Source organism: Pseudoalteromonas sp. MB47 (assembly GCF_011319765.1).
Lineage (GTDB): Bacteria > Pseudomonadota > Gammaproteobacteria > Enterobacterales > Alteromonadaceae > Pseudoalteromonas > Pseudoalteromonas simplex.
Genome location: NZ_VFBD01000011.1, coordinates 1 through 14,088 on the forward strand (window position 1 = coordinate 1; position 14,088 = coordinate 14,088).

The 14,088-nt window shown below is 40.4% G+C and carries 12 protein-coding genes and 1 rRNA gene; 5 read left to right on the forward strand and 8 right to left on the reverse strand.

Going from position 1 to position 14,088, the window contains the following annotated elements; genetic code table 11:
• The 3 genes from IMPJCBKJ_RS06725 to rph all read right to left on the reverse strand — a co-directional run.
• Nucleotides 1-442: ribosomal RNA gene (locus IMPJCBKJ_RS06725) — 16S ribosomal RNA — on the reverse strand; the annotation flags it as partial.
• Between the two features lie 607 nt (nucleotides 443-1,049).
• Complete coding sequence (pyrE, locus tag IMPJCBKJ_RS06730; RefSeq protein WP_054554229.1) at nucleotides 1,050-1,694, reverse strand: orotate phosphoribosyltransferase; 645 nt, start codon at nucleotides 1,692-1,694, stop codon at nucleotides 1,050-1,052.
• Nucleotides 1,695-1,716: 22 nt separating this feature from the next.
• Nucleotides 1,717-2,430: a ribonuclease PH gene (gene rph / locus IMPJCBKJ_RS06735; protein WP_054554228.1), complete on the reverse strand. Its 714-nt coding sequence runs from the start codon at nucleotides 2,428-2,430 to the stop codon at nucleotides 1,717-1,719.
• Nucleotides 2,431-2,611: 181 nt separating this feature from the next.
• Here rph and IMPJCBKJ_RS06740 point away from each other — a divergent pair, with 181 nt between their 5' ends.
• The 3 genes from IMPJCBKJ_RS06740 (at nucleotide 2,612) to mog (ending at nucleotide 5,107) form a co-directional block, all read left to right on the forward strand.
• Nucleotides 2,612-3,472 carry a YicC/YloC family endoribonuclease gene (locus tag IMPJCBKJ_RS06740; RefSeq protein WP_166339461.1) on the forward strand — a complete coding sequence of 287 codons (861 nt, stop codon included), beginning with the start codon at nucleotides 2,612-2,614 and terminating at the stop codon, nucleotides 3,470-3,472.
• A 283-nt stretch (nucleotides 3,473-3,755) separates the two neighbouring features.
• Nucleotides 3,756-4,403 (forward strand): DUF542 domain-containing protein, encoded by a 648-nt coding sequence (locus IMPJCBKJ_RS06745; protein ID WP_166339463.1) that lies wholly within the window; start codon nucleotides 3,756-3,758, stop codon nucleotides 4,401-4,403.
• A 176-nt stretch (nucleotides 4,404-4,579) separates the two neighbouring features.
• Nucleotides 4,580-5,107: a molybdopterin adenylyltransferase gene (gene mog / locus IMPJCBKJ_RS06750; protein ID WP_166339465.1), complete on the forward strand. Its 528-nt coding sequence runs from the start codon at nucleotides 4,580-4,582 to the stop codon at nucleotides 5,105-5,107.
• A 91-nt stretch (nucleotides 5,108-5,198) separates the two neighbouring features.
• Here mog and IMPJCBKJ_RS06755 read toward each other — a convergent pair whose 3' ends face one another.
• Entirely contained in the window at nucleotides 5,199-6,674 is a 1,476-nt protein-coding gene (locus IMPJCBKJ_RS06755) for a NarK family nitrate/nitrite MFS transporter (protein ID WP_166339467.1), read from the reverse strand.
• A gap of 302 nt (nucleotides 6,675-6,976) precedes the next feature.
• Complete coding sequence (locus IMPJCBKJ_RS06760) at nucleotides 6,977-8,167, reverse strand: alginate export family protein (RefSeq protein ID WP_166339469.1); 1,191 nt, start codon at nucleotides 8,165-8,167, stop codon at nucleotides 6,977-6,979.
• A gap of 204 nt (nucleotides 8,168-8,371) precedes the next feature.
• Here IMPJCBKJ_RS06760 and moeB point away from each other — a divergent pair, with 204 nt between their 5' ends.
• Nucleotides 8,372-9,118, forward strand: a complete 747-nt coding sequence (gene moeB, locus IMPJCBKJ_RS06765) for a molybdopterin-synthase adenylyltransferase MoeB (RefSeq protein WP_166339471.1) — start codon at nucleotides 8,372-8,374, stop codon at nucleotides 9,116-9,118.
• 21 nt (nucleotides 9,119-9,139) lie between these two features.
• Here moeB and IMPJCBKJ_RS06770 read toward each other — a convergent pair whose 3' ends face one another.
• Complete coding sequence (locus tag IMPJCBKJ_RS06770; RefSeq protein WP_166339473.1) at nucleotides 9,140-10,342, reverse strand: NnrS family protein; 1,203 nt, start codon at nucleotides 10,340-10,342, stop codon at nucleotides 9,140-9,142.
• Nucleotides 10,339-11,607 carry a nitrate/nitrite transporter gene (locus IMPJCBKJ_RS06775; RefSeq protein ID WP_166339475.1) on the reverse strand — a complete coding sequence of 423 codons (1,269 nt, stop codon included), beginning with the start codon at nucleotides 11,605-11,607 and terminating at the stop codon, nucleotides 10,339-10,341. Before IMPJCBKJ_RS06775 ends, IMPJCBKJ_RS06770 begins: the two co-directional genes overlap by 4 nt.
• 324 nt (nucleotides 11,608-11,931) lie before the next feature.
• Here IMPJCBKJ_RS06775 and IMPJCBKJ_RS06780 point away from each other — a divergent pair, with 324 nt between their 5' ends.
• A complete protein-coding gene (locus IMPJCBKJ_RS06780; RefSeq protein ID WP_166339477.1) occupies nucleotides 11,932-13,650 on the forward strand; it encodes a bifunctional protein-serine/threonine kinase/phosphatase in 1,719 nt (572 codons plus the stop codon).
• On the opposite strand, the gene IMPJCBKJ_RS06785 is transcribed toward IMPJCBKJ_RS06780, so the two are convergent.
• On the reverse strand, nucleotides 13,647-14,018 hold the full coding sequence (locus tag IMPJCBKJ_RS06785; protein ID WP_166339479.1) for a ribonucleotide reductase subunit alpha: 372 nt from the start codon (nucleotides 14,016-14,018) through the stop codon (nucleotides 13,647-13,649). The two genes, IMPJCBKJ_RS06780 and IMPJCBKJ_RS06785, sit on opposite strands and share 4 nt — an antisense overlap.
• Between the last annotated feature and the right edge of the window lie 70 nt (nucleotides 14,019-14,088).

The following is a 14,088-nucleotide window of genomic DNA, read 5'->3' on the forward strand; positions in this document are numbered from 1 at the left end:
CTGAAAGTGCTTTACAACCCGAAGGCCTTCTTCACACACGCGGCATGGCTGCATCAGGCTTGCGCCCATTGTGCAATATTCCCCACTGCTGCCTCCCGTAGGAGTCTGGGCCGTGTCTCAGTCCCAGTGTGGCTGATCATCCTCTCAAACCAGCTAGGGATCGTCGCCTTGGTGAGCCATTACCTCACCAACTAGCTAATCCCACTTGGGCTAATCTTATGGCGTGAGGCCCGAAGGTCCCCCACTTTGGTCCGTAGACATCATGCGGTATTAGCAGTCGTTTCCAACTGTTGTCCCCCACCATAAGGCATATTCCCAAGCATTACTCACCCGTCCGCCGCTCGTCAGCAGAGTAGCAAGCTACTCTCTGTTACCGCTCGACTTGCATGTGTTAGGCCTGCCGCCAGCGTTCAATCTGAGCCATGATCAAACTCTTCAATTAAAAGTTTTTTGTTTGAAGTAAACTTCAAACCATGCTCAATGAATTCTGATTGTTTGTTTCTACTTTTTAAAAAAGTAAAATCAAAACGAATTGACTATATAGTCACTCATAAGAAATTGAGACTCTAAATTTGTTTGCTCCACTTAGTAAACTAAGCTTCGCTGTTAGAACTCAATCTGTACGAGTGCCCACACAGATGATTGCTTTATATTGTTAAAGAACGTTTGAGATACTTTTGCGTCTCAAGGGCTGTGCATTCTACGCAAGCCGTTATTTTTGTCAACACTTAATTTTGAGAAAAGTTTATTTTTTCAAAACTCAGTCTTACTTGACTCAACCAACTCGTCGCTTTGCTTTTTTGTAAGCAGTCCGCCGTGTCGGTGGATGCGCATTATAGGGATGCAGCGAATTAACGCAAGCACTTTTTTGAGAAAACTTTAAAAAAACTGCCTTTTGTATCCTTTTTAGTCTAAACACCACAAAAGAGAAACTTTATTAACGCTTCAGTAACTTTTTAACCGTATTTAAGGCCATAAAAGTACAAGATTCTAAAAACAAAAAGGCCCAGCAATATAGCTGGGCCTTTAAATTGTTCGCATTTTAGGTGTTAAGCAATGCCGTATTGATCACGGTATGCTTTTACTGCAGCTAAATGCTCATCCATTGTACCTTTGGCTTCTAGGTAACTAATTAAGTCAGCTAGTTTTACAATAGAGATAACTTTAGTGCCAAAGTCTCGCTCGACTTCTTGAATAGCAGATAACTCAGCTTTACCTTTCTCTTGGCGGTCAAGTGCAATTAAAACACCACTTAAGTCCGCACCATTATCTGCAATGATTTCCATAGACTCACGAATAGCTGTACCTGCAGTGATCACGTCATCAACTAACATGATCTTACCTTTAAGTTCAGAACCTACTAATGTACCACCTTCACCGTGTGCTTTTTTCTCTTTACGGTTAAAACAATATGGTACATCTTTGTCGTGATGATCTGCTAAAGCAACCGCTGTTGTTGTTGCGATTGGAATACCTTTATAAGCAGGGCCGAATAATACATCGTAATCAATGCCCGCATCTTCAAGTGCTGCAGCGTAAAAGCGACCCAAGCGTGCAAGGTCACGACCGGTATTGAATAAACCAGCGTTGAAGAAATAAGGGCTAGTGCGGCCAGACTTTAAAGTAAACTCACCAAATTTAAGCACCTGCTTTTCAAGTGCGAATTCAATAAACTCTTTTTGATAATCTTTCATAACTAATAAACCTACTTCTTTATCAAGCTAATGCTTGCTTTTGAACGTCGATAATTTCACGAATTGAGTGCTTAGCTAATGTAAGTAGCTCATCAAGTTCGTCGAATGAGAAAGGTTCGCCTTCAGCTGTACCTTGAATTTCGATGATTTTGCCAGTTTCGGTCAAGATCACGTTCATATCTGTTTCGGCTTCAGAATCTTCTAGGTACTCAAGGTCACTAATTGGTTGACCTTTATATACACCAACTGAGATTGCCGCAATCATATGCTTAAGTGGGTTTGAATTGATCATACCTTTACTACGCATGTAAGTAAGCGCATCAACTAATGCAACACATGCACCACTGATTGATGCTGTACGTGTACCGCCATCAGCTTGAATAACATCACAATCGATAGTAATGGTGTTTTCACCTAACGCTTTTAAGTCAACCGCAGCACGAAGTGCACGTGCGATTAAGCGTTGAATTTCCATAGTACGACCGCCCTGCTTACCGCGCGATGCTTCACGGCCATTACGAGTATGTGTTGAACGAGGTAACATACCGTATTCAGCCGTAACCCAACCTTTACCTTGGCCTTTCATAAAGCGTGGTACACCAGCTTCAACAGTTGCTGTACACAAAACTTTAGTATTTCCAAACTCTACTAATACTGAACCTTCAGCATGCATAGTGTAATTACGTGTGAATGTAACCGGTCTAATTTGGTTAGGTGTTCTTTCGCTTGGACGCATTAACGATCCCCTTAATTCTGAATTTGCCACATTATAAGTCGATGTGGTGCTAGATGCCATGTTCATTTACATAATTAACTGCATCAGAAAAGCACATTTCAGAAAATTTACGCTAGAGGTTAAAAGCTGATTCGGTATAATCAGTCAACTTTGTAAATTTAATAACACTAGGAAATCATCCATGATCCACAGCATGACAGCTTATGCGCGCCGCGAAATTAAAGGCGAATGGGGCACTGGCACTTGGGAAATTCGTTCAGTAAACCAACGTTACCTTGAAACTTTTATCCGCGCACCTGAGCAATTTCGTGGCATGGAACCGGTTATTCGTGAGCGTTTACGTAAACATTTACAACGCGGTAAGGTTGAAGTTTTCTTAAAGTTTGCTGCAAATCCAGCGCATGTTGGTGAGTTAACGATTAACGAATCACTCGCTGAGCAATTAATTAAAAGCGCACAATGGGTGCAAAACCAAAGCAATGGTGACATCAACCCAGTTGATATTTTACGTTGGCCTGGCGTTATGGAAGCCGAAGAGCTCGACATGGATAGCGTAAACACTGCGCTAATTGCAGGCTTCGATGAAGTGATTGAAGATTTTAAACAAGCTCGCGGCGATGAAGGCGCAAACTTACAAGAAATGATCGCAACTCGCCTTGATGCTATTTTAGAGCAAGTAGCCATTGTTGAAGGTCACTTACCTGAAATCGCTAAATGGCAACGTGAAAAGCTAAACCAAAAGCTAGAAGAACTAAAAACAGACATCGATGAGTCTCGTCTTGAGCAAGAGCTTATTTACCTTGCACAAAAGCAAGATGTTGCTGAAGAACTTGACCGCTTAAAGTCGCATGTTAAAGAAACCAAAAAAATCTTAACTAAAGGCGGCGCATGTGGCCGACGCCTAGACTTTATGATGCAAGAGTTTAACCGTGAAGCAAACACATTAGCGTCAAAGTCTATCAACAGTGACATCACAAACGCTGCGGTAGAACTAAAAGTGTTAATCGAGCAAATGCGCGAACAGATCCAGAATATTGAGTAAGATTAGTAGTCAAACTTCCAGCAAAGCCCTATTTACATAGGGCTTTATTTTATCTCCAAATTTTCCCGCCCCCTTCAAAGCTTGCTATTTAAAAATCCATCTGCGAAATTGTGAGCCAGACAAAATTAAAATAAGCTCAACTTAAAAATAATTATCAGCGCACTTTTAAGTCTTAAATTACTCATAAAAGGTTAGTCTAACTCTATCTATTAGGAGGAATATATTTAGTATAAAACATACTCTAGATTAAAAGGACTACTCACTACTTTTACAAAGGATTGAAATGTCTGTTCAAACTCAAACTCTAAGCGATATTGCCTGCACAGTCCCTGGTGCTACCGATCTTTTCAATGATTACAATCTAGATTTTTTCTTAAATGGCAAACAGCAACTCAAAGTAGCACTGGCCAATGCCAAAATAGATAAAGCAGCTTTTCTTTTTAAACTCACAAATTTAGAGCAAGCAGAAAATAAATCTCACTTTAATTGGCAAACTCAATCGCCAATAAAATTGGTTGCGCATATCATTGATAACTTTCATGAAAAGCACAGAATACAATTCCGCCAATTACTCCACATGTGTAAAGTAGTTCAAGAAAAAAGCTCTTTTAAAGAACTTTTTCCACAACATTTAGAGTCTCATCTATCACAGATGCGTTATGAACTTGAAGAACATATGATGAAAGAGGAAGCTATTTTATTCCCTATGATTATGAAAGGGTTTTATCCCTCAGGGCCTATTTCTGTGATGGAAGCTGAACATCAAACTCATGCACAAGCCTTAGACACACTCGTCGAACTTACCAATAATTTTACTCCACCTATAGAAGCAGATAATGATTGGCAATTATTGTATTTGCAAATTAAAGAGCTATATCTAGATCTTAAAGAACACATACATTTAGAAAATAATGTTTTATTTAAACAATAAATCAAGAAGTCGTGTGCCTAATTAAAACATGCTACTAAATTCCCCTATTCAATGATGGCTTTGTAGAGTTGTATTATTAAAGTGCTCAACTGTTAACATCTACCCACTAAGGAGGAGTTAACTCAACGAACAGCTTTGCTAGACTCAACACACATCAAAATAAATAAGGGAAAGCAATGATAGCCAAAATAGGTATTTTAACGGTGAGCGATCGCGCTAGCAGAGGTCAATATGACGATTTATCAGGCCCCGCTATTAAAGATACTTTAAACGATTATATAAACTCCCCTTGGCAAGCATGCAATAAACTTGTTGAAGATGAGCAACCACTCATAGAGCGAGCATTGTGCGAACTAGCTGAGCAAAATTGTGCACTGATCATTACTACAGGTGGAACTGGGCCTGCTAAGCGAGATGTTACGCCAGAAGCGACAGAAGCTGTATGTGATAAAATGATGCCAGGATTTGGTGAGTTAATGCGTCAAGAAAGTTTAAAGTATGTACCTACCGCTATTTTATCCAGGCAGACAGCTGGGATACGGGGAAATTCACTCATTATCAATTTACCTGGCAAACCAAAAGCAATTCGCCAATGTTTAGATGCTGTTTTCCCCGCTGTTCCTTATTGTATCGATTTACTTGAAGGTCCCTACATCACCTGTAACGAAGACGTTATTCAAGTATTTAGGCCAAAATCAAAATAGCAACCCGTAACGCAAAGCCTTAAGTTTATTGCTTGGGCCACTAAAGACAATAAACCAGCACAATGTGCTGGTTTATTGTTATAGGGTTTAATTACCCCTTATTTGATACGTCAATTAGCTCAACCGTACCATCTTCACGCACTTCTGCAATTTGCCCTCTTGGCTCATCCATAAAGAATAAGGTAACAAAACCAATCATCGCGGTTCCAGCAATAACATAAAAGAAGGTTGCATAATCAACGAACGATAACACTGTTAAAAACGTCACAGCCCCGACATTACCGTAAGCACCAGTCATTCCCGCAATCTGGCCGGTTAAACGGCGTTTAATTAATGGTACAACTGCAAATACGGCACCTTCGCCAGATTGCACAAAGAAAGAACATGCCATAGCTGTTACTACAGCTAACCACAGCGGCCACTGTGCATCGACCATTCCCATTAAAAAGTAACCGGCTGCTAGGCCTGCCGTTAAAATTAGTAACGTTGTTTTACGACCAAATTTATCAGAGATCCAGCCTCCAGCTGGGCGCGACATTAAATTCATAAATGCGTAAGCGCCAGCAACCATGCCTGCCATCACGGGATCGAGCGAGAATGTATCTGCAAAAAATAATGGCAACATAGACACAACCGCAAGCTCTGAACCAAAGTTAGTAAAATACAAAATATCTAACACTGCAACCTGCTTAAAACTATAGCGATGCAACTCAGGCACTTCTTGCTCAAATACCCCCTTATTTACACTCCAGACCTTTTTAACTTCAAATAAATAAAGTAACACTAGAGCACCATAAGTGATATTAACCACATTTGCTTCAAGCATGCCGACACCATTAGGTGACAATTTCCATGTTAATAATGCAAGCGCGGCATACATTGGAATTTTCATGATTAAAAGTAAGAAAAAATCACCTTTAGAGGTAACTTCCATAGCCCCCAAGTTCTTTGGTCTAAAGTAAGTAGACCCTTTTGGTGTATTGGTCACATTGGCATAATAAATAAAACCAAAAACCAAGCTCAATAACCCGGTAATGCCTATTGCATAACGCCAGCCATCATCGCCCCCGACTAACAATGCAATGGTCGGTAAAGTAAATGCAGCAGCTGCTGAACCGAAATTACCCCAGCCCCCATATATACCTTCTGCGGTACCTAGCTCATGATGTGGAAACCATTCTGAAACCATGCGGATGCCAATCACAAAACCTGCACCTATAAACCCAAGTAGAAATCGAGCAATAGCAGCTTGTAAAAAGCTATCAGCAAAGGCAAACATAAAACACGGAATAGAACACACAACTAATAGGCTCGAATAAACAAGCCGAGGGCCATACTTATCTGTTAGCATACCAATAATGACCCGAGCGGGGATCGTTAATGCAACGTTTAATATCAGTAAGGTCCTCACTTGTTCTGTGGTTAATCCAAGCGAGGTTTTGACTGCCTGTAATAGCGGGGCAAAATTAAACCACACCATAAACGTAATAAAAAATGCCATCCAACTAAGGTGCAGCACTTTCATTTTTCCAGTAAAGGAAAAAATCGTAAACTTTTTACCTGCCATAGTACTCTCCAATAACTTCATTTAGCCTTATTTTGGATAGCCTATAGCTGAAAAATATTGATGTATATCAAGCAATAACAAGCTGATGGGAAGGCACAATTTTGACTTACCTACTTTGGTAAACGTCATATTACGTGTAAGCACAAGCGTGCTAAGCAACACTACTCACAAAGAGATAAACAAATACCCTGTCGGAAAAAAGCAAGATTAAAAGTAATAGCTATGTGATTATGATTTCTTTGGTAGGTTAAAAAGAAAAAAGCCCCCTAAGAGGCTCTGATCGCGGAAGTTCAAATTTCAGGTTAATACTTATATGTCAGCATTAACCACACTTTGTCAGTATCAGTGGCATAATCATCAGCTTGATAATTTGCATACTTTAGTAAGACATTGGCATGCTTTGCAAAAGCATAAGCAGCAGATAGGTTAATTTCATCTCCATAATCAATGCTTTGCTCATTACTTTGATAACTATGATAGGTCGCAGCAAGTTTTACACCCGACATTTTTGCACTTACACCTAGGTATAAATCTTCAATGCCTTCTGTCGGTGTTGCTAAAAACTTATCTGCAAAACCTTGGAATTTATGAGCTGTTGCTAATGGCGTGCTAAAGCTAACCCCATTGTCTGCACCTAACACTTCATAGCCCACCGTCCAATTAACAGACGCTAAGCGACCTTGTAGCTCAGCAAGTAAGTAGTCTGCATCATAGGACGCAGCATTGTCGGCATAATCACTTTGACGCGCATAGCTTAAGGTATATGTTAATGAGTCAGTAATCGCTCCCTTTGCTCGTATGCCAAGTGTTTGGCTCGATAATGCTGAAGCTGAGTCAAAATCAAACAGATACGCAAAGCCTGTTAAAGTTAATTGTTTATTAAACTGATAAGCAGCATTGGCAAAGTGTAATTTGCCATGCAAATCTCCCGAAGGGCTATCTTCACCAAAAATACGATTAACATTATATACGTAGCTATAATCAAGCTTGAGTGCTGAATTCGGTTTATAAACAATCCGATAGCCATCAAATGTTTGTTCATTCTGACGCCATGCAACACCACCAACAAAACGCTGATCATCTAAATTAATACGTTGTCGACCCGCAATAAACTCCAACTGATCATTGCTATATTTTAAGCTAGCTTGATTCAGCTCAGTCCCTTTAGGATCAGCCACAACAGCATGATCAACATAGCCATTTATTGTACTGTTATAATTTTCACTACCAATAACAGATACATTGTCAAACTCTATTAGCGCTTGCACATCTTTGAGCGTAGCCGATGTATAATTTAAACGTGTTAACAAGGTCGATGCATTTGCCTGCTCAGCGACACCTTGTTGATCAACATTTTCAAAGCGGTAACGAAACATCCCGTGCGCTTCACCATTTGCTAGCATGTTTTGTAAATTATCGACTGTATCCGCATGAACTTGCCACGACACACTTAAGGTAACCACCGCTGCTATAATTGCGATTTGTGTTTTCATATCACTACCTGCTATCTATATAATTGCTAGTAGCCTACGAGCAGGCCGCCTTTCAAAACTTGACTTAAATCAATAAAATCATTGCGTTACCAATAAAACCCAACACTCACCCACAAAGAGGTATAACATCGACTCTCCCGTTGGTGTAGGCTAGATTACTCAGATCACCTTAACCGAATATCTAAAAACAAGACGGGTAAAACTATGCAGCTAGATCAAACCAACACGATGCGTTACTGCCGCCACATTTTATTACCGCATGTGCAAGAAGAAGGGCAAGAAAAGCTTATGAGCAGTCATGTTCTTGTGATTGGTGCAGGCGGACTTGGATGTGCTGCTTTGCCTTATCTAGCAGCATCGGGAATTGGGAAAATAACGGTTTTTGATGGCGATACGGTTGATGTAACGAACCTGCAAAGGCAGATACTCCACCCAGAACATTCGGTTGGCATAAACAAAGTCGAGTCAGCAAAAAAAGCATTGGCTTTAATCAATACGCAAAATCAGATTGATATTCATGCTACACACTTTAAGAAGCAACACGAGCACTGTATAGAAAATGCCGATGTCGTAATTGATTGCAGTGATAATTTAACCACTCGCTTATTAATAAACAAACTATGCTGGCAACATCAAACACCATTAATTTCAGGCTCGGCTATTCGCATGGAAGGGCAAATAATACACTTTCCAATGCGTAACAATGACCCTTGTTATGAGTGCGTTGCGCGTTTATTTACAGAACCTAACCTAAGTTGCATGGAAGCAGGTGTTCTTTCACCGGTTGTTGGGACAATCGGCACATTACAAGCAACAGAAGCAATAAAAAGCCTGCTAGGTTTAAACCCAGACCAAGTAGCATTAACGCTATACGATGCACAAACACTCACTTTTAAGACATTTAAAATAGCAAAACACACACATTGCAAAATATGCCAGCCCAGAACATAAAAAACACGTGTGATACAGCGATTAACCTGGGCGACCATCTGCTCTAGGTTTAGTCAAAATAGGAAAATAGACTAATACAAATACACCATAGGCTAAGCACCAAGCAATGACTGATGCAAAAATAAAATAATGGCTAAAGTCGTTAATCAGCAAGGCACCAAACACCCTTACTATGGCCGCTATCAAAATTAATGCAAATGCAATAATAATTGAATGGCGAACGATGAGTTGTCGCCCTGTATGCCCAAGGCTGACACGAGCCATCATACTGAGGATCATGTTTCCCATTGCGCCCACCGTTAAAGCATGAAATGCCGTAGACACAGTCACTAAATTAGATAAGTAGGATAGGCCAATTAGAAAAACCCCAACTGGAATGAACCAGTAAGCAACATGCAAACTCCATAAGAGTGGCGTATTTAATGTTAAGCTAAAATGCCAACGCCACGCACGTATCACGTGAGCAACGGCACAAAATACCATTAAAATACCTATGAAAGTTGCTGGAATATAATAAATTGCGCCAACAAAAAACAACACACAAATAAACAAGGTGCTCCCTAAGCTCATTATTTCAAGCCAAACTAAAGGCTCTGGCTTAGGCGTCTTTGTGGCGTTGGCTGTAAAAAATGGGATCACACGCCCGCCTAGCAAGCTCATGAGCAATGTAATTAACCATATTGCCGACATAAACCCATGAGAGTAAAGAGCAGGTATTTTTAAAATCACACCCAAATGCATAAATAAATTAGCGGCGCTGAGTAATACAATAATTGGAACAAAAAACAAATTACGGGTTTGTCCAACAGCAATTATTGGTTTTGCGAGCCAGTACCCGGCTAAAGGTAAAAACAATACATCAATAGCGAGCATTAACCATTGCGGTGTAAAACTCATAAGCATTAACACTCTTGCTAGCAGCCATACTCCTACTAAAACAGCTAACTTTTTACCTTTGATACTGGGGATAGATGTCCAGTTTTGCACCGCGGTTAATAAAAAACCAACAACAATCGCAGAGACAAAACCAAAAATCATTTCGTGGCTGTGCCAAAATAAGATATTTCCGTAAGGAGTAAATGAGTATTGGCCGCTCAATGCAAGCTCCCATAATACCAACGCCACACAGCTAAACGCACCACCAAATAAAAATAAAGGTCGAAATGCAAGTCTCAATAACACCGGCATTGGTTTTACTTTTTCATCCGAAGTTGCTTGTTTCATAGATCATCATCTTCTAAAAAATTATAACTTGATGCCTCTTTTAACCTACGTTGGTATCGTTGCGCTTTCAATGCGAAGTACATCACCATCATACAAGCCGCTAATACACCATAAAGCATCATGAAGCTGGCACTATAGAAGCCTACAAAATCAACGGCATAACTAAAGAGTATGGGTAAAGTAAAGCCTCCTAACGCACCAACAGCTGCCACAATCCCGCCCACTGCGCCCATTTGTTGCGGGTAATGTTCATGGATCATCTTAAACACACTCGCTCGACCGAAACCCTGCGCAAGACCGATAATAAAAAGCAGTGCCGTAAACACCCAAACATTAACTGAAATAGTTAAATCCACATCTTGCTCAACACCGTGAATTGTCATAGTGGTTGGGGGGTAACTTAAAAAGAATAAGCAAACTAAGCAGACCCAAAAAACACTCCAGTTAACACTACGCCCACCGTATTTATCAGCAAACCATCCTCCTAATGCTCTGATCACCGATGAAGTGGCGACAAAAAACAAAGTAAAGGCCATCGCTTGGGTTAAAGAGAGTTGATACGCCTGCATATAATAATAAGGTAACCACAATAGCAGCGCTAAAAAAGAGCCAAAAACAAAGTAATAGTACAACCCCAAACGCCATATATGATGATTTTTTAGTAATTGCTGCCAACGTTGCGGCGGTTGATAAATCTGTTCAGAGAGTACAGGCTGCCTGGGCGCTAATAGCCAAAACATGACAGCAATAATAGCCAACCCTAATGCATACGCAGGACCAACCCACTGCCAGCCATAGTTTTCGATCAACCAAGGAGCAAATACGAGTGTAATTGCAGCACCAGAATTACCAACACCGAACACTCCCATCGCAGTACCTTGCTGTTTTCGAGGAAAGAAGTCACAGACATAACGAATGCCGATAGTAAATGAACAACCACTAATGCCAATCCACAGACCAATCATTAATAAATAATTGTAATTTGAAGCAACATAGAGCAGTAACAAAGCAGGTATGCAAAGTAACATTTGCAAAACAAACAATAGCTTTGCAGACATGCAGTCAACCAATAAGCCAACAGGGATACGTAAAATGGCGCCCGTCAACATAGGTGCTGCCAGCAGTACACCAATTTCAGTCACACTTAAATGCCACATTGATGCTATCGGCAGAACGATTGCTGCATACAGAGTCCAAACTGAAAAGTTGGCTGCAAATGCTAGAGTCGCTAGCACTAAAGCCCGATTTCTTTCCAACTCTTGCATCCCTCCCCCCTTAGCTGGTTGCAAAACGACGTTTCGCACTGTGCGTTAAAACCTAATTTTACCTAAAGCGGCTGTAATGTATGCCCTTCTACCTACAATGCATCGGTTTTTATGTTTTACCAAAATAAGAGCAACAACAAATAAAACAAAAATAAACAAAATCAACAACTTAACTGAAATCCTCAACTACCACTTATTGGGTATTTTTATACCCAGAACAAATAACATAAATCTTAATTTAAGCAAAAATGGTTATTTCAATATTGAACAATGGGCAGCTTTTCTTGCACTATTTACGTAACTTCTGAGCAATGATAACTCGCCATGTTAAGTACACACATCGATACTGGATTTAAGTCCTCAAGTGGCATTAAAGAAATAAATGAAGACTATGCAGGCTTTTTAGTTCCTAAAGATGAATACCTTAGGTATGTAAAAGGGTGCGCCTTTTGTGTTGCAGATGGAGTGAGTTCAGCTGAGGCTGGTAAAGAAGCAAGCGAAACCGCAGTCAAACGCTTTTTAAGTGAATATTTTAAAACCCCTGATACTTGGTCGGTCAGTCGCAGCGGGGAGCAGGTTTTATCGGCAATAAACTTACGCCTTTTTAGAAAAAGTCATGAGTTTGTGCATGATAACAAGGGCTATTTATCAACCTTTAGTAGCTTGGTTATTAAAGGAATTCATGGGCATATATTTCACGTTGGCGACAGCCGAGTGTATCGCTTAAGAGATGCAATATTCGAGCAACTTACCACAGATCACACAACTCATTTAGGGCAAGGAAAATCATTTTTATCACGTGCCATGGGAATGGATAACAACCTACACATTGACTACTGCAGCGTCGAGTTACAACAAGGTGACATCTACCTACTAAGCAGTGATGGCATCCACGATTTTCTATCGACGCAGCAACTGATCCAAACATTAATGCATCAAAGTAGTACAGCATCAATGTCAGAGCGTTTAACTGAATTGGCATTAGAGCAAGGTAGTGACGATAACATTAGTTGTGTAGTGGTAAAAATTAATGAGCTACCCCATCAAGATGAAAGTGACTTTACCGAAGAGCTAACCAAATTACCTTTTCCGCCTGAGCTTAATGCCGGCATGAAACTAGATGGCTATAAAATAATAGAAGAGCTCTTTTCTTCCCCCCGCAGTCAACTTTATTTAGTTGAAGACTGTGAGACCGGTGAACGCTTTGCCATGAAAACACCGTCGGCTAATTTTGAAGATGATAATCACTACATCGACAGATTCATTAAAGAGCAGTGGATTGGCAGTCGTATTGACTCACCCCATGTTGTAAAAATTATTCAGCACACACGTCCTCGTAGCGCCCTCTATTACCTGATGGAGTGGTTAAATGGTGAAAGCTTAGATACTTGGCTGGAAAACAATTACCCACTCAAGCCCAAGCGAGCCATTGCCATTGTAAAACAAGTTGCACAAGCGCTTGAAGCCTTTCATAGCAATGATGCTATTCATCAAGATCTAAAACCGGGTAATATTATGATACTGGCCAATGATGAGGTGAAACTTGTTGATTTTGGTTCGGTTTTTGTTGCTGGTGTCGCAGAACTCTACCGCCCAATAGAACACCTTGGCGCACTTGGAACAGCAAGTTATTCAGATCCAAACTACCTTGTTGGTAAAAATAGCGCCGTACAAGGCGATATTTACAGCCTCGCCACCATTTGCTACGAATTGTTCACCAAACACCTCCCCTATAGCGAGCGTGTAGAGCAATGCACAAGCATGAGTGACTACGACAAGTTACGTTATCAAAGTGCCTCAACTCACAACCCTATAATCCCAGTTTGGTTTGATAAAGCACTACAAAAAGGCGTCAGTTTTGATTTAACCGAGCGCTATGAAACTGTTGAGGGTTTGCTTAATGATCTCACCACCCCTAACCCAATTTTTTTAAAACCAAGCCCTGAACCTAAAGAGGCCAGTAGCTTGGTTTTTTGGAAGATAGTTAGCGGGTTTTGGTTCATTACTTTGTTATTAATGATGTACTTATTCAGTAAAAACTAAGCACCCACTAATTCAACTAAATTATCTTCTCTGTCGAGTACAACATACATGGCTGTATTTTGCCCCGTCTGCACATCGCTCACCATTGATTTCATACTTTTGTCAATCAAACTTGCTTCCACGCTCGCCGCAATACTGGTAATAAACACTAAATCCCATTCTTTATTAATGGCATCGGCTTCACGGCACAGGGTTTCATAATCAAGTAATTCATCTGGCAATTTATCAACGCACATCACCGGCTCAATTACCCCTTTATTTACATCATTATGTGAGTTTTCAACATTTGCCTTGGTAAATAGCATTAATAATTTAACTTGTTCTGGCTGATAGCGAGCCATTGATAGTAACTCTTGAAACTTACTCATTGTATTCCTCTGACTTTTAGGTAAGAAAAAGAGCCAAAAACCAAAAGACTAATGGCTCTAGAAGTGGAGA

Coding starts and splice junctions, on each gene's coding strand:
- pyrE (WP_054554229.1), bottom strand. CDS start 1,694: ATGAAAGATTATCAAAAAGAGTTTATTGAATTCGCACTTGAAAAGCAG.
- rph (WP_054554228.1), bottom strand. CDS start 2,430: ATGCGTCCAAGCGAAAGAACACCTAACCAAATTAGACCGGTTACATTC.
- IMPJCBKJ_RS06740 (WP_166339461.1), top strand. CDS start 2,612: ATGATCCACAGCATGACAGCTTATGCGCGCCGCGAAATTAAAGGCGAA.
- IMPJCBKJ_RS06745 (WP_166339463.1), top strand. CDS start 3,756: ATGTCTGTTCAAACTCAAACTCTAAGCGATATTGCCTGCACAGTCCCT.
- mog (WP_166339465.1), top strand. CDS start 4,580: ATGATAGCCAAAATAGGTATTTTAACGGTGAGCGATCGCGCTAGCAGA.
- IMPJCBKJ_RS06755 (WP_166339467.1), bottom strand. CDS start 6,674: ATGGCAGGTAAAAAGTTTACGATTTTTTCCTTTACTGGAAAAATGAAA.
- IMPJCBKJ_RS06760 (WP_166339469.1), bottom strand. CDS start 8,167: ATGAAAACACAAATCGCAATTATAGCAGCGGTGGTTACCTTAAGTGTG.
- moeB (WP_166339471.1), top strand. CDS start 8,372: ATGCAGCTAGATCAAACCAACACGATGCGTTACTGCCGCCACATTTTA.
- IMPJCBKJ_RS06770 (WP_166339473.1), bottom strand. CDS start 10,342: ATGAAACAAGCAACTTCGGATGAAAAAGTAAAACCAATGCCGGTGTTA.
- IMPJCBKJ_RS06775 (WP_166339475.1), bottom strand. CDS start 11,607: ATGCAAGAGTTGGAAAGAAATCGGGCTTTAGTGCTAGCGACTCTAGCA.
- IMPJCBKJ_RS06780 (WP_166339477.1), top strand. CDS start 11,932: ATGTTAAGTACACACATCGATACTGGATTTAAGTCCTCAAGTGGCATT.
- IMPJCBKJ_RS06785 (WP_166339479.1), bottom strand. CDS start 14,018: ATGAGTAAGTTTCAAGAGTTACTATCAATGGCTCGCTATCAGCCAGAA.